Here is a 13,946-nt window from a genome sequence, read left to right as displayed (position 1 = left end):
GCCATATAGTGCAGCGGGTGTTGCGCCGGACCCAGCGCCGTCCTCAGCTTCTCGAAGGTGGCGCCGTCGCGGTAGTCGCCGCTGACATAGCGCAGCTGCGAGGCGAGCTTGGCAAAGACCATGTCGTCGATGCCGCCCAGCGCGGTGACGATGCCGTCGCGGGCGCGGTCGACCAGCTTGGGCAGCTCCCAAGGGTCGAAGGCAACGCCGATCACCGGCTCGGCCAACGTTCCCTTGGCGACCATCTGGTAGAGCGCCGGGAATATTTTCTTGTGCGCAAGGTCGCCGGTCGCTCCGAAAAGCACCAGCGTGTCGGACCTCTCCTGGCTCATGCCGTCTCTCCCCTCACGCGCCGGTCTTCGGCTTTTCGACATGGCCGCCGAAGGCATAGCGCATGGCGGACAGGAGCTTGTCGGCGAATTGCGATTCGCCTTGGGAGGAGAAGCGGTCGAACAGCGCCGAGGACAGCACCGGGGCCGGCACGCCGGTGTCGATCGCCGCCTTCAGCGTCCAGCGTCCCTCGCCGGAGTCGGAGACGCGACCGCCGAACTGGGCGAGCGCCGGATCGCTCTTCAGCGCGCCGGCGGTGAGATCGAGCAGCCAGGAACCGATGACGCTGCCATGCCGCCAGACTTCGGCGACCTGGGGCAGGTCGATATCGAACTGGTAGTACTGCGGGTTTTCGAGCGGGCTCGTCTCTGCGTCGGCCGTGCGCTGCCTTTTGCCGGCATTGGCCGATTTCAGGATGTTCATGCCCTCGGCATAGGCGGCCATGACGCCATATTCGATGCCGTTATGCACCATCTTGACGAAGTGACCGGCGCCGCTCGGGCCGCAATGCAGATAGCCGAAAGCCGCCGTTCCATCGTCCTTTGAGGGACTGGTTCCGGCGTCCGGGCCCGGCGCCAGCGTGGCGAAGACCGAATCGAGGTGCTTCACCGCGTCGTCCGGGCCGCCGATCATCAGGCAGTAGCCGCGTTCAAGGCCCCAGACGCCGCCGCTGGTGCCGACATCGACGAAGTTGATGCCCTTCACCGCCAGCTTTGCCGCTAGGTCGACGGCATCGTGGTAGTAGGAATTGCCGCCATCGATGATGATGTCGCCCGGCTCCATCAGCGCCGCCACCTGGTCTACGATCCTGCCGGTGATCGCGGCCGGAAGCATCAGCCAGGCGCAGCGCGGCTTGGCGAGCTTGCCGACGAACTCTTCCAGCGAGGCAGCGCCCACGGCGCCGTCCTTGACCATGCCGGCGACGCTTGCCGAATTGATATCGTAGACGACGCATTCATGGCCGTCGCGCATCAGACGCCGCACCATATTGGCGCCCATCCTGCCCAGCCCCATCATTCCGATCTGCATGGTTTCATCCCGATTGCTTGAGGAAAGAAGAATTCACTGGCCGTTTGGTTGGTCGATCGCGACGGTAAAGTCGACATTCTCCCAACGCATCGCTTCCGGCCAGAAAAAAGTGAAGACGATGGTGGTTCCCGGTTGCAGGCGGTTAACGGGCAAATCCACCAGATGGATGCCGAACGCGTTTTCGACCGTCCTGCTGTCCTGCACCGTCAGCCATTTGTCGCTGCTCCAATGGACGACGCCAGGCGCCGACAATTCGACGCGCAACAGCTTGCCGGCGGGGATGGCGCGGATCTTGTTGTTGAAGCGCCATGTCCGCAGCGGCGAGACCGTCTTGCCCTTGATGTAGCGTTCGACGCCCTGCGGCGGCAGGTCGAAGACGGCGCCGTCGCGCAGCGAGCGCAACAGCTTGATGTGTTCGGCATGCGCCCAGACCAGCGGCATGGCGCTGCCGGACGGCTTGCCCAGCCACAGCTCGCGGTCAGGCATGTCGGGGCGATCCCAGACCTGCTCCGGCAGAAGGCCGCCCACGCCCGCCGAGCGTTCGAAAGTCTCCAGCAGCTGCGCGGCCTTGTCCTTGCGGCCGGCGGCCAGCTCGTAATGGGCGCGCTCGCCGGCAAGCAACGGCCATGGCCGTCCCTGGCCGGTGCCGTCGAAAGGCGAGCCATCCTCATGCTCGCCATAGCCGTCGCCGGTATAGCGGTACCAGAGCGGCCCTTGCGGCAGGTCGCAGCGCAGCTCGGCGTCGATCGCCTTGACGGTGTTCAGGATGCGCGGGTCGTCCGCGGCTCTGAGGCCGAAACGCACCAGCGCCAAAGCGTCCGGGCTGATGATGGCTTCCGCCGGCTCGTCGGTATCGGCCGGCGGCCGGTTCTTGATCGGCACGAAGCCGTCCTTCGGCGAGGCGGCGCCGCCGTCGTCTGGCGGGGCGATGCGGACATAGTAGCCTTCGACACCCGCTTTGGCGCCCGCCTCAGTGCCGGTCACAAAGGTCCAGCGCTCGATCTGGTCGTTCCAGCAATCGGCGGTCTCGCGCAGATAGTTTGCCGGCTCATTTTTGCCGCAGGCATCGAGCATGTCGGCCGCGGCAAGCAGCCCGGCTATCTCCACGGCCAGTGTGAAGGGGCTGTAGCCGGCATCCTCCTCCCAGCGGTCCTCGCCGGTGACCGGGCCGTTGCGCACGACATAGGCGGCCGCGTTCTCGATCATGGCCAGGAAGTCCGCGAGCTTCGACTTCGGCAGATGGCCGGCGCGGCGCAGAGCGTCGGCGAGCAGCAGCGGAAAGGCGCATTCGTCCATCTGGATGCCCGGCCAATAGGCGGTGCCGTCGGACCAGACATTCTGCGGCCAGTGGCCGTCCGGTTGCTGGATCGAACGCAGATAGGCGAGGATCTGCAGCGCCTGCCTGCCGTCGCCGGCGGCAAGGAAGCCGCCCGCCGTCTCTACCAGGTCGCGCGGCCAGACGAGGTGATAGCCGCCGAGGTCGTCGTCGCCCTTGTTGAAGCCCCAGGGGATCGACAGGCTGGCTACCGCGGCGCCGGGCCTGGCGACCGACAGGTGTGTCGCCAGCACCGCCGTGCTGGCGCGGTAGGTGTTCAGACCGGAGGCGGCGCGGCGGTCGAGCTTTTCCAACCTTGCCTGGAATGTCCGCCAATTGTCGACATAGGTTTTCGCGGCCGGCTCGAAACCCTGTTTCAGGCTCGCAAGCGCAAGGTCGGCGGCTTCCTCCGGCGAAGCGCCGAAGCCGAGCGCCAGCAGCGCAACCGTCTTGCCGGCCGAAAAGCCGATCTCGCCGGTGAGCGCGACATTGCCGTCTTCCGCCGTATGACAGGAAGGATCGAGCGCGCAGCTGTCGTGCAGTTGCCGCCAGCCGTCGGAAAAGCCGACATAGCCGGCCGAGCAGGCGCCCCAGGGCAAGGATGAAGCAAGCGCCAGCGAGACGCCGCGACCGGTGGCGAACAGAAGACGCTCCCCCTTATGCTCGCCGATCCAGGCGGTGTTGCCCATGCCGGCATTGACGAGATGCGGCGCGAGCAGCGCGTAGACGCGATAGTCGGCGGCCTGGCCCTTGATCGCGGTGAAACTTGTTTCCTGGAGCAGGACAGGTCGTTTCGAATCCGTAACGAGTCGCTTCTCGATTTTGTACGCGCCGTCGGATGCGGTGTTGGTCAGTCGGTAGCCAGGCACCCCGTCCTCGAACGGTTCGACGGCATGGGCCGCATCGCGCTTCTCTTCGGAAAAATAGCCGTCCGGACCGGTGACGATCAGCCCTAGGTCGCGCGTGCAGGCGCTGTCGAGGCGCGGGTAATAAATCTCATTCAGGATGCCGTGACTGGTGGTGAACCAGAGCGGGCTCCTTGCCGAAAGGGCGGTGCCGACGCCGCTCTTGGCGCTTGATGTCCAGCGCGCCGGAATCCCGGGCGCGCCTTTGGCAACGGTCGGCGTTACTGCCATCCAAACCTCTCTTCTGCCGCGTTCCTAGACCATCAGCGGGAGGCTTTTCAATCGTCGCACCGCAAGTTGATCGGTGGCCCATCAAGCTTTGCCGTTGACAGCTTGCAGTTCCTCGAAATTTGTCTGACAATAGATAAAAAACAGGCGCTACACGTCACGGCCATTCGTCAAGATCAGCAACCTCGGGAGGAACCGACATGAAGAAACTGCTCGTATTGAGTGCATTCGCGGCGATGCTCGCCTCGGGCACCGCGCTTGCCGACACCAGCGGCAAGAAGATCGCCTTTTCCAACAATTACGCCGGCAATTCGTGGCGCCAGGCGATGCTCGACAGTTACGGCATCGTCACCAAGAAGGCGGTCGAGGACAAGATCGTCGCCGCGGCGGATGTCTTCACCACCGCCGACAAGGAGGTGCCGACCCAGGCGGCGCAGGTGCAGAACCTGATCCTGCAGGGCTATGACGCCATCGTCATCAACGCTGCCTCGCCCGACGCGCTGAACGGCGCCATCAAGCAGGCCTGCGATGCCAACATCGTCGTCGTCTCCTTTGACGGCATCGTGACCGAGCCTTGCGCCTATCGGGTCGTCGTCGACTTCAAGGACATGGGCAAGCAGGAAGTCGAGCAGATGGCCAAGTTCCAGCCCAAGGGCGGCAATCTGCTGGAAATCCGCGGTCTGGCCGGCACCTCGATCGACGACGCCATCCATGCCGGCATCCTCGAGGGCGTAGCCGCTCATCCCGAGTTCAAGATCGTCGGCTCCGTGACCGGCGACTGGGACCAGACGACGGCGCAGAAAGCGGTGGCGACCATCCTGCCTTCGCTCCCCGACGTCGTCGGCATCGTCGACCAGGGCGGCGACGGCTATGGCGCGGCGCAAGCCTTCGCAGCCGCCAACAAGCCGCGCCCGACCATCATCATGGGCAACCGCCAGGACGAGCTGAAGTGGTGGAAGGAGCAGAAGGAGAAGGACGGCTACAAGACCTGGTCGGCTTCGATCGCGCCCGGCGTGTCGACGCTGGCCTTCTGGGTGGCGCAGCAGGTGCTCGACGGACGCAAGGACATTCCGCACGACCTCCTGGTGCCCTATCTCGCTTTCACCCAGGACGATTTCGAGGCCGCGCTGCCGAAGATCAAGGAAGGCGGTGTCGCCACGCACGAATACACGCAGGAAGAGGCTATCGCGGCGATCAAGGCAAATATCAAGTAATAGGGCATGATCCCGAAAAGTGTGCGGCGGTTTTCGGAAAAGATCATGCTCAAACAAGGGACAAAGTGGGATGACGCTTCGAAGAAGGGGCATCCCACTTTTATGATCGCATTGCCGCACGCATCGCCAGCCGGGTATCGTTGAGCATGCTCAAGGCAAACACCGACATCGTCAGGCTGAACGGCGCCGAAAAGCATTTCGGCGCCGTTCGTGCGCTCAACGGCGTCGACTTCCATGTCGGCGCCGGCGAATGCGTCGGGCTGGTCGGGCATAACGGCGCCGGCAAGTCGACGCTCATGCATATGGTGGCCGGCACGCTGCGGCCGGATGGCGGACAGATCGCGGTGCGCGGCAACGAAGAGGCCAGCTATTCCGTGGCGCGCGCGCTGGAACTCGGCATACGCTGCGTGTTCCAGGAACTGTCGCTCTGCCCCAACCTCAGCATCGCCGAGAACACGCGTATCAATCATCCCTCGCTCGCCGGTTTCGGCTGGCGGCGCAGGGCGGCCGATCTCATCTGCGCCAAGCTCGACGAGATCTTCCCGGATCATGGCATTTCGGCGGACGACATTGCCGGCGACCTGTCGATCGGAAGGCGGCAGATGGTCGAGGTGGCGCGCGCCTTCACGCTGACCCGCGAGCCGCTGCATCTGGTCATCCTAGACGAACCGACCTCGTCGCTCGACGCGCACACAGCAGGCCAGTTGCTTTCCTTCGTTCGCCGCTTCGTCGAGCAGGGCGGCAGCTGCATCCTGATCTCGCATGTGCTGGGCGAGGTGCTGCAGAACGCCGACCGCATCGTGGTGATGCGCGACGGCAAGGTGGTCGCGGCCGATGCCGCCGATGCCTTCGACCGCGACAAGCTCGTCGCCGCCATGGGTGGCGCCGAAGGGCATCACAAGGCCGCCGCCGAGGTCCGCAAGACCGAGCCTGGCGCGCTCAAGGTGCGGGCGCGCCCGGCGAGGCAGCAGGACGGCAAGGAGCTTGTCGCCCGGGCCGGCGAGATCATCGGCCTCGCCGGGCTTGCCGGCCATGGCCAGACCGACCTTTTGCTGGCGATCTTCTCGGCGGCCGCCCGCGCCAGGACTGGCATCGAGGTGACGGCGCCCGTGGCGCTGGTCGCGGGCGACCGCCAATCGGACGGCATCTTTTCGCAATGGTCGATCGCGCAGAATATCGGCATCCGCTCGCTGGCCAAGCTGCGCAACGGCCTGCTGATCTCGCCGCAGCGCGAGACGGAGCTCGCCGAATCCTGGAAGAACAAGATCGGCATCCGCACGCCGGACATGAACAACAACATCTATTCGCTGTCGGGCGGCAACCAGCAGAAGGCGCTGTTTGCCCGCGCGCTCGGCTCCGACGCCGAGATCGTGCTGATGGACGACCCGATGCGCGGCGTCGATATCGGCACCAAGCTGGAAGTCTACGACCTCGTGCGCGAGGAAGCCGCCAAGGGCCGCACCTTCCTCTGGTACACGACCGAGACCGAAGAGCTCGACAATTGCGACCATGTCTATGTCTTCAAGAACGGTCGCATCGTCGCCAATCTCGGCCGCGACGAGCTGACGGAGGAAAAGATCATCCAGTCCTCGTTCGGCGATGCGGCCTGACATGACCGCGATCGCTCCCGGAACGCTCCCGAAATCCTCGCCACGCGGCAGCGCCGCCAGGGCGCGCCTGCTGCGCGGCCTTTTGCCGGCCTTGTCGCTGGCGCTGGTGCTGATGGCGATCGCCTGGCTCAACCCGCGCGCCATCAGCTATTTCGGCTTCAACCTGATGCTCAATCTGGCGATCCCGATCGCGCTGGCGACGATCGCGCAGATGTTCGTCATCGCCGGCAACGAGCTCGACCTGTCAATTGGAACGTTCGTCGGCTTCGTCGGCTGCGTCACCGCGACCTGGCTGCGCGACGCGCCGTTCATCGGCATTGTCGTGCTGCTCGGCTCGATCGGCGTTTATGCCTTGCTCGGCGCGCTCATTTACCTGCGCAATTTGCCGTCGATCGTGGTGACGCTCGGCATGAGCTTCGTCTGGCAGGGGCTTGCCATCCTCGTCCTGCCCAAGCCCGGAGGCAAGGCGCCGGACTGGCTGCTTTCGATCATGTCCTTCAAGCCACCTTATATCCCGTTCCCGATCCTTGCCGCGCTGATCATCGCCGCGGTCGTGCATTTCGGCCTGATGCGCACCTCTTATGGCGTCATCCTGCGCGGCTCCGGCGGCAATGCCGCGGCGCTGAGGCGCGCCGGCTGGTCGCTGCTCAAGACAAAGATCGTGCTGTTCGCGCTGACCGGCGTGTTCGGCGTTCTGTCGGGCATGGCGCTGATCGGCATCACTACGTCGGCCGACGCCAATATCGGCAATGGCTACACGCTGCTCTCGATCGCCGGCGTCATCCTCGGCGGCGGCGAGTTCGTGGGCGGCCGCGTGTCGCCGATCGGCGCGGTGCTCGGCGCTTTGACGCTGGCGCTCGCGGCCTCGCCGCTTTTGACCTTCATGCACATCCCGCCCGACTGGCAGGTCGCCGCCAATGGCGCGATCCTGATCATCGTGCTGGCGGCGCGCGTGCTGATCAGCCGCAGGGAGCGGTAGCGATGACCTCGGTGCGGATGCTGCTTGAAAAACCCTGGATCTGGTCCTTCGCCGGCGCGCTCGTCGTCTGGCTGGCGACCGTCGCCTTCACCGGCGGCTATGGCGCCGGCGGCATGGTCACTGCAGCACTTTCGCTCGCCGTCTTCACCGTCATCGTCGGCGTAGGCCAGATGTTCGTCATCACGCTGGGACCCGGCAATGTCGACCTGTCGCTGCCGGCCAATATCGGCCTGGCCAGCGCGGTCGCCATGAAGGTGATGGGCGGCAGCGATTCGATGATCGTCGTCGGGCTGCTTGCCGCACTTGCCTGCGGGGCGGCGATCGGTGTCATCAACTATCTCTTGATCTGGGCACTGCGCATCCCGCCGATCATCGCGACGCTGTCAGCGAGCTTCATCATCCAGTCGGTCGACATCAGCTACGGCCGCGGCCTGCAGATCAAGCCGCCGCCGGGCTTCGCCGACTTCACAAATTGGCAGGTGCTGGGCATACCCGTGCTGGCGATGCTGACTGTGCTGTTCACGATCGGCGCCGCACTTGCGCTGCAGCGCATGATCTACGGCCGCTCGGTGCTGGCGATCGGCCAGAACATCCGCGCCGCCTGGCTGGCCGGCGTCCATGTCGGCCGCATCCGCTTCCTCACCTACACGCTGTGCGGGGCGCTGGGCGGCATCGACGGGGCGCTGCTCGCCGGTTACTTCCGCGGCGCCAATGTCGATATCGGCAACGAATACCTGCTCGCCTCGATCGCGGTCGTCGTCATCGGCGGCACCTCGGTCGCCGGCGGCAAGGCGAACGTGCCGGGCGTCTGGGGCGCCGGCCTGTTCCTGGTGCTGCTGCTCACCATGCTCAACACCTTCGGCGTCAGCGCCGGCGTGCGGCTGGTGCTGACTGGGCTGATCATCGTCGGCGTAATCACGGCTGCCGGCGGCGAGAAGGCCGCGCGGTAACAGCTTCCGCCGGCCATCTCCCGATGAGGCAAGCGGTTCGCGCTATTTCGCTGCCTTTGCCCGCGCGATCGCGTCGACGATCATCTTCTTGGCGTATTTGGAATCGTGCCAGCCCTCGATCTTGACCCATTTGCCGGGCTCGAGATCCTTGTAGTGCTCGAAGAAGTGCTGCACCTGCTGTCGCGTGATTTCCGGCAGATGCGTGTATTCGGTGACGTTCTCGTAGCGCAGCGTCAGCTTGGGCGAGGGGACGGCGATCACCTTCTCGTCCTGGCCGGCATTGTCTTCCATGATCAGCACACCGATCGGCCGCACATTGATGACGCAGCCCGGCACCAGCGCGCGGGTGTTGCAGACCAGAACATCGATCGGGTCGCCGTCGCCCGACAGTGTGTGCGGCACAAAGCCGTAATTGCCGGGATAGCGCATGGAGGTGTGCAGGAAGCGGTCGACGAACAAGGTGCCGGCCTCCTTGTCCATCTCGTATTTGATCGGTTCGCCGCCGATCGGCACCTCGATGATGACGTTGATGTCGTCGGGCGGGTTCTTCCCGATCGGCACGGCTTCGATACGCATGGCTAAATCCCTCTTTCGATTGAAAAGACCGATAGCGGGGGACGCGTCATGGTGCAATGCGTCGAATAGTGCCGGACGCTAATGGAATCGCACAGTTTGTGATCGCCTGTAACTTAGGCGACGCTAATCGTTCCAGACGAAAGCGACCTTCTTCAGCGCCTTCTGCTCGAAGACCTCGACGCCTTCGGCGATATCGCGGCCGCCATTGCCGGCATAGAAGGCCAGGGCGTTGTGGTTGTCTTCCAGCGCCCACACCACAAGGCCGCGCAGGCCGTGGTCGGCAAGCCTGGCCCTGGCCGCCTTGAACAGGCGGCTGCCGAGCCCGATGCCCTGATATTCGGGCCGCAGATAGAGCTCGTAGATCTCGCCCTGCTGCCTGAGCTCGCGGGCGCGGTTCTTGCCGATCGTCGCATAGCCGGCGACGGTCCCGCCGATCTCGACAACCAGCACGGTGGCGGCGCGGCGAATCGCGTTGGCCCACCAGTCGACGCCGCGGCGGTTGATCATCGAGGTCAGCGTGCGGTGCGGGATGATGCCGGAATAGGCGCCGCGCCAAGCCTGCTGGTGCACCTCGGCGATGGCGCTCGCGTCGCGCGGCTCTGCCTTCCGGATGTCAATGGTCAGCGTGTTCATGATTGGTTAACCATAAACCCGCATCGGGCGATTGCAAAGAGTCCCCCAACACGTCTCGACGCTTTCGCACAGGCTGAAGGTGCGTCCGCCGACGAGGCCTAGAGCCGGATGATTTCGGGTCTGTTCGACCTGAAATCTGAATCCTTTTCTAGATCCAAGAGATAGAGCATGATGTCATCCGAAAACCGCTTCACGCTTTTCGGCATCATGCTCTGGTCAGATCTCGACGAGATGATCGTCGAGCTCGTTGGTGTCGCCTTCCGTGACCGGGAAATGCTCGGCGAGCACGGCGCCAACCGTGGCGACAGCTTTGACGAAGCCGTCGGCCAGCCGGTTGTCGCCGGCATGTTTGGTCAGGTCGCGCACAACGCCGTCCCAGACATGCTGGCCGACCTTGGCGTCGATGCCGGAATCGGCAACGACCTCGGCATAGCGCTCGGCGATGGAGACGAAGATGAGCACGCCAGTGCGCGCCTGCGTGCGGTGGACGTTGCGCGCCAGGAACTGCTTCATCGCGTTGGCGTGCGCGGCCTGATAGCGCAGCCTTCGCGGCACGAAATGCATGCGCAAGGCGGGCAGGAACCAGAGCAGGGCGAACACCGAGGCCAGCGCCAACAGTTGCGCCAGCACGAAATGCGGCAGCCGGATGGTCAGCCACAAGCCCTCCAGCCCGTAGGCGACGGCGAGGCTGGCGATGAACAGGCCGATTGTCGTGGTGAACGCGGCCGGAAAGAAGTAGCCCTCGCTGGCGCGAGCGACGACGCAGTAGATCTCGCCGTCGGTCTTCAATTCGGCGGTGCGGATCGCCTCGGCGATGCGGTCATGATCCTCGGCGCTGATCGGTCGCGTTGCCATGGTGCCTCACCAGCTTCCCGAAGAGCCGCCGCCGCCGGACGAACCGCCGCCGCCGGAAAATCCGCCGCCGCCCGAGGACCAGCCACCGCCGCCTGACGACCAGCCGCCGCCCCCAGACGACCAGCCGCCCGAGGAAGAACGCCGGTTCTGATCGAAAGTCATGCCGAGCCAGCGGTAGCGGCCCGGCCCGATCTTCTGGCCGAAGATCGGCGGCAACACCGTCATCGCTATGCCGCCGAAGAAGATCAGCGCCCAGATGGTGATGAAAATGGCGAAGAACAGGTCGTCGGAATTGAACGGCGCCTGCTCGTTGCGCTTGCCGCGCGCCTCCAGTTCTTCGGGATTGCCCTCCAGCACCATGATCATGTCGTCGACGGCCTTGGTGATGCCGCCGGAGAAGTCACCGGCGCGGAAGGCCGGCACCATGTCGTTCTCGATGATCAGCTTGGTGTGCAGGTCGGTCAGCGTGCCTTCGAGCCCATAGCCGACCTCGATACGCATCTTGCGGTCGTTCGGCGCGACCAAGAGCAGCACACCGTTGTTTTCCTTGGCCTGGCCGAGCTTCCAAAAGCGGAACAGCCGGTTGGCGTAAGGCTCGATCTCCTCGCCGCCGAGGCTGGGGATGGTGGCGACGACGATCTGGTCGGAGCCCTTGGTCTCGAAGTCGGCGAGCTTCTGGGTCAGCGCCGCGCGGGTGCCGGCATCGATGATGCCGGCATTGTCGACAACGCGGCCGGTCAGCGCGGGGAGGTCGGCGGCGAAGGCGACGAAGGGGAGGAGGAAAAGGCAGAAGCTCAGCAAAACGCCAATGAAGGCATTCTGTCGCGCCCCCCTCTGGCCTGCCGGCCATCTCCCCCACGAGGGGGGAGATTGGCGGTTCGGCCGCCGGCTAGCCCTTTCAGACGTTGGAGCTTGGCGAAAGCCAACGTGACATCCAATCTCCCCCCTTGTGGGGGAGATGGCCGGCAGGCCAGAGGGGGGCGCGAAGGAACGCAAAGCTGACAGGCTCGATTAAATCGCCGCTCACCCGCCCTGCTTCGTGCTGGTGCCGAAATTGACCTTCGGCACCTGCATCTTGTCCTCGTCGACGGTGAAGTTGGCGAAGGGCTCGTTGCCGCGGAACCAGAAGGTCGCCCACAGCACGGACGGGAAGGTCTTCAGCGTCAGATTGTAGTCCCTCACCGCCTGGATGTAGTCGCGCCGCGCAACCGCGATGCGGTTCTCGGTGCCTTCGAGCTGCGCCTGCAGCGCGAGGAAATTCTGGTTGGCCTTGAGGTCGGGATAGGCTTCCGAGACCGCGATCAGACGCGACAGCGCGCTGGTCAGTCCGGCCTGGGCATCCTGGAACTTCTTCAGCGCGTCCGGGTCCTTCAGCGTCTCCGGGGTCACGGTGATCTGCGTCGCCTTGGCGCGCGCCTGAACGACCGCGTCGAGCGTGTCCTTCTCGTGCGAGGCATAGCCCTTCACCGTCTCGACAAGGTTCGGGATCAGATCGGAACGGCGCTGATACTGATTGAGCACCTCGCTCCAGGCCGCCCTGGCGTTCTCTTCCGCGGTCGGAATGGTGTTGTAGCCGCAGCCGGCAAGCAGCGGCAGCACGAAAGCCATCACCAGGAAGGCGGGCAGATTGCGGAAGACGGAAGGTGGTGAGAGGCGCTCGGTAATCATGAATGGTCCCTCGACAGAAGTTGCATGCGAAGCATTACCACAATCCACGCGCAAGAAAATGTCCGGCGCATGACGCCGGTCCCGGTTCAGCCGTGAGCCACTGTGAATGGCGGCGCGAACAAGTTAAGCTGCGGGCCGGAAAGGACAATTGCCATGGCAGAGCGCCGGGACGACGAGGCCGAATCGCGCCGCATCCTCGAACGCGTGCAACAGGAAACGTCCCCAGGCGGCGCGTCGTTCATCACCCGCGCGGCGAAGGATGCCCGCGACCGCGTCACCGCCGCCGACACGGACCGCACCGATCCCATCGAATATTGGGGAACCCGCATTGGCCGAACGCTCGGCTTCGTCATTGCCATTGGGCTATTGGCCTGGCTGGTGTATGCCGCCACGCGTGGCGGTTAGGAATCAAGCCTCATGAATGCAGAAAAAACCGACGCGCCGCGCGCGGTCATCGTCATCTCCAGCCATGTCGCCCGGGGCTCGGTCGGCAATCGCGCCGCGGTGTTCGCGCTGGAGACGCTGGGTTTCCCGGTCTGGGCAGTGCCGACCGTCATCCTGCCCTGGCATCCGGGGCACAGCCGAGCCACGCGCATCGTGCCGCCGCTCGACCAGTTCAAGGCGCTGATGGCCGATCTCGAGCGGGCGCCCTGGCTGGGCGAGGTGCGGGCCGTGCTTTCGGGCTATCTCGGCGAAGCGGGCCAGGCGGAAGCCGTTGCCTCGCTCGTCGCCGCCGTCAAGGAAAAGACCCCGAACGCGCTTTACGTCTGCGATCCGGTGATGGGCGATTCCGGCGGGCTCTACGTGCCGGAATCGACGGCCGCCGCCATGCGCGACAAATTGATGCCGATCGCGGACATCGCGACGCCGAACCGCTATGAGCTGGAATGGATGGCCGGCGCGCCGCTGCCCGACATCAAGGCGGTGACGGCGGCCGCGCTTCATGCCGGTCCGTCCACAATGCTGGTGACCTCGGCGCCGGCGATGATGGCGGGCGGCATCGGCAATTTCCTGCTCGACGGCAGCCAGGCGCTGCTTGCGGAGCACCGTGTGATCGAGAGGCCGCCGAACGGGCTAGGCGACCTGACGGCCGCGGTCTATCTGGCGCGGATTCTCTCCGGCCAGGCGCCGGTCAAGGCGCTGCAATCGACCACGGCGGCCGTTTACGAGATTCTCGCGCGCACCGCGAAGCGCGGCGGCGACGAGCTGCAGCTCGAAACCGACGCCCAGAGCCTGTCGCATCCAATGGCCATGGTGCAGCTGCGCCATCTGCTGCATCCCGGGCGGGACAAGCGGGCGTGAAACTGGTCGGCCACGCGCTGGCCGGCGTCGACGGCTGCAAGGCCGGCTGGATCGCCGTCCACCGCGAAGCGGACGCCGCGCCGTCCGTCTCGGTCTTCCCGAGCCTCCAGGTGCTGCTCGATGCGCTGCCCGATGCATTGATCGCCGTCGACATGCCGATCGGCCTGCCGGATTTTTCAAGCAAGGGCGGCCGCGGGCCGGAGGCGCTGGTGCGGCCGCTGATCGGCGCGCGGCAATCGAGCGTGTTCGCCATCCCCTCGCGCGCGGCGCTCTATGCCGACACCAGCGACTTCACCACGATCGAAGCCTGGTATGCGGCGCAGCGGCGGGCGAGCGCGGTGGCCATGGGGAC

General features: G+C 65.1%; 14 protein-coding genes and 1 pseudogene. 7 read left to right on the top strand and 8 right to left on the bottom strand.

The genetic code is table 11. The features are described from left to right. The 3 genes and pseudogenes from EOA28_RS08375 to EOA28_RS08365 all read right to left on the bottom strand — a co-directional run. Positions 1-332 (bottom strand): annotated as a pseudogene (locus EOA28_RS08375) (glucose-6-phosphate dehydrogenase); the annotation flags it as partial. Between the two features lie 13 nt (positions 333-345). Beyond that, a complete protein-coding gene (gnd, locus tag EOA28_RS08370) occupies positions 346-1,359 on the bottom strand; it encodes a phosphogluconate dehydrogenase (NAD(+)-dependent, decarboxylating) (protein ID WP_127251637.1) in 1,014 nt (337 codons plus the stop codon). 33 nt (positions 1,360-1,392) lie between these two features. Continuing rightward, positions 1,393-3,810 carry a glucan 1,4-alpha-glucosidase gene (locus EOA28_RS08365; protein ID WP_127251636.1) on the bottom strand — a complete coding sequence of 806 codons (2,418 nt, stop codon included), beginning with the start codon at positions 3,808-3,810 and terminating at the stop codon, positions 1,393-1,395. A gap of 197 nt (positions 3,811-4,007) precedes the next feature. On the opposite strand from EOA28_RS08365, the gene EOA28_RS08360 reads away from it, so the two are divergent. From EOA28_RS08360 to EOA28_RS08345, 4 genes are all read left to right on the top strand, one after another. Continuing rightward, on the top strand, positions 4,008-5,021 hold the full coding sequence (locus EOA28_RS08360) for an ABC transporter substrate-binding protein (RefSeq protein WP_042645570.1): 1,014 nt from the start codon (positions 4,008-4,010) through the stop codon (positions 5,019-5,021). A gap of 146 nt (positions 5,022-5,167) precedes the next feature. Next, on the top strand, positions 5,168-6,631 hold the full coding sequence (locus tag EOA28_RS08355; protein WP_127251635.1) for a sugar ABC transporter ATP-binding protein: 1,464 nt from the start codon (positions 5,168-5,170) through the stop codon (positions 6,629-6,631). Between the two features lies 1 nt (position 6,632). Next, complete coding sequence (locus EOA28_RS08350) at positions 6,633-7,610, top strand: ABC transporter permease (protein ID WP_189341980.1); 978 nt, start codon at positions 6,633-6,635, stop codon at positions 7,608-7,610. Between the two features lie 2 nt (positions 7,611-7,612). Next, on the top strand, positions 7,613-8,560 hold the full coding sequence (locus tag EOA28_RS08345) for an ABC transporter permease (protein ID WP_127251633.1): 948 nt from the start codon (positions 7,613-7,615) through the stop codon (positions 8,558-8,560). Positions 8,561-8,602: 42 nt separating this feature from the next. On the opposite strand, the gene ppa is transcribed toward EOA28_RS08345, so the two are convergent. The 5 genes from ppa to EOA28_RS08315 form a co-directional block, all read right to left on the bottom strand. Further along, complete coding sequence (gene ppa / locus EOA28_RS08340; protein ID WP_126063718.1) at positions 8,603-9,136, bottom strand: inorganic diphosphatase; 534 nt, start codon at positions 9,134-9,136, stop codon at positions 8,603-8,605. Between the two features lie 123 nt (positions 9,137-9,259). Next, a complete protein-coding gene (locus EOA28_RS08335; RefSeq protein ID WP_127251632.1) occupies positions 9,260-9,769 on the bottom strand; it encodes a GNAT family N-acetyltransferase in 510 nt (169 codons plus the stop codon). A gap of 216 nt (positions 9,770-9,985) precedes the next feature. Beyond that, positions 9,986-10,624, bottom strand: a complete 639-nt coding sequence (locus tag EOA28_RS08330; RefSeq protein ID WP_128314805.1) for a TPM domain-containing protein — start codon at positions 10,622-10,624, stop codon at positions 9,986-9,988. A gap of 6 nt (positions 10,625-10,630) precedes the next feature. Then, entirely contained in the window at positions 10,631-11,425 is a 795-nt protein-coding gene (locus EOA28_RS08325) for a YgcG family protein (protein ID WP_245463416.1), read from the bottom strand. A 222-nt stretch (positions 11,426-11,647) separates the two neighbouring features. Continuing rightward, positions 11,648-12,292 (bottom strand): LemA family protein, encoded by a 645-nt coding sequence (locus tag EOA28_RS08315; RefSeq protein WP_127251629.1) that lies wholly within the window; start codon positions 12,290-12,292, stop codon positions 11,648-11,650. A 153-nt stretch (positions 12,293-12,445) separates the two neighbouring features. Between EOA28_RS08315 and EOA28_RS08310 the strand changes: the two genes are divergently transcribed. The 3 genes from EOA28_RS08310 to EOA28_RS08300 form a co-directional block, all read left to right on the top strand. After that, positions 12,446-12,697 carry a hypothetical protein gene (locus tag EOA28_RS08310; protein ID WP_127251628.1) on the top strand — a complete coding sequence of 84 codons (252 nt, stop codon included), beginning with the start codon at positions 12,446-12,448 and terminating at the stop codon, positions 12,695-12,697. A gap of 12 nt (positions 12,698-12,709) precedes the next feature. Further along, positions 12,710-13,594 (top strand): pyridoxal kinase PdxY, encoded by an 885-nt coding sequence (pdxY, locus tag EOA28_RS08305; RefSeq protein WP_042645579.1) that lies wholly within the window; start codon positions 12,710-12,712, stop codon positions 13,592-13,594. Continuing rightward, positions 13,591-13,946: DUF429 domain-containing protein (locus tag EOA28_RS08300; protein ID WP_128314804.1), on the top strand; the 356-nt coding region annotated here is incomplete at its 3' end. The genes pdxY and EOA28_RS08300, both read left to right, overlap by 4 nt.

It is taken from the genome of Mesorhizobium sp. M2A.F.Ca.ET.067.02.1.1 (assembly GCF_004023285.1).
Classification (GTDB): Bacteria; Pseudomonadota; Alphaproteobacteria; order Rhizobiales; family Rhizobiaceae; genus Mesorhizobium.
The sequence above is the reverse complement of the archived record's forward strand: the minus strand, read 5'-3'. Positions and strand labels throughout refer to the sequence as shown.

What these genes read in the sequence shown, in the direction of transcription:
- pdxY (WP_042645579.1), top strand. Translation starts at nt 12,710, where the DNA reads ATGAATGCAGAAAAAACCGACGCGCCGCGCGCGGTCATCGTCATCTCC.
- EOA28_RS08315 (WP_127251629.1), bottom strand. Translation starts at nt 12,292, where the DNA reads ATGATTACCGAGCGCCTCTCACCACCTTCCGTCTTCCGCAATCTGCCC.
- EOA28_RS08310 (WP_127251628.1), top strand. Translation starts at nt 12,446, where the DNA reads ATGGCAGAGCGCCGGGACGACGAGGCCGAATCGCGCCGCATCCTCGAA.
- EOA28_RS08360 (WP_042645570.1), top strand. Translation starts at nt 4,008, where the DNA reads ATGAAGAAACTGCTCGTATTGAGTGCATTCGCGGCGATGCTCGCCTCG.
- EOA28_RS08365 (WP_127251636.1), bottom strand. Translation starts at nt 3,810, where the DNA reads ATGGCAGTAACGCCGACCGTTGCCAAAGGCGCGCCCGGGATTCCGGCG.
- EOA28_RS08345 (WP_127251633.1), top strand. Translation starts at nt 7,613, where the DNA reads ATGACCTCGGTGCGGATGCTGCTTGAAAAACCCTGGATCTGGTCCTTC.
- EOA28_RS08335 (WP_127251632.1), bottom strand. Translation starts at nt 9,769, where the DNA reads ATGAACACGCTGACCATTGACATCCGGAAGGCAGAGCCGCGCGACGCG.
- EOA28_RS08330 (WP_128314805.1), bottom strand. Translation starts at nt 10,624, where the DNA reads ATGGCAACGCGACCGATCAGCGCCGAGGATCATGACCGCATCGCCGAG.
- ppa (WP_126063718.1), bottom strand. Translation starts at nt 9,136, where the DNA reads ATGCGTATCGAAGCCGTGCCGATCGGGAAGAACCCGCCCGACGACATC.
- EOA28_RS08350 (WP_189341980.1), top strand. Translation starts at nt 6,633, where the DNA reads ATGACCGCGATCGCTCCCGGAACGCTCCCGAAATCCTCGCCACGCGGC.
- gnd (WP_127251637.1), bottom strand. Translation starts at nt 1,359, where the DNA reads ATGCAGATCGGAATGATGGGGCTGGGCAGGATGGGCGCCAATATGGTG.
- EOA28_RS08355 (WP_127251635.1), top strand. Translation starts at nt 5,168, where the DNA reads ATGCTCAAGGCAAACACCGACATCGTCAGGCTGAACGGCGCCGAAAAG.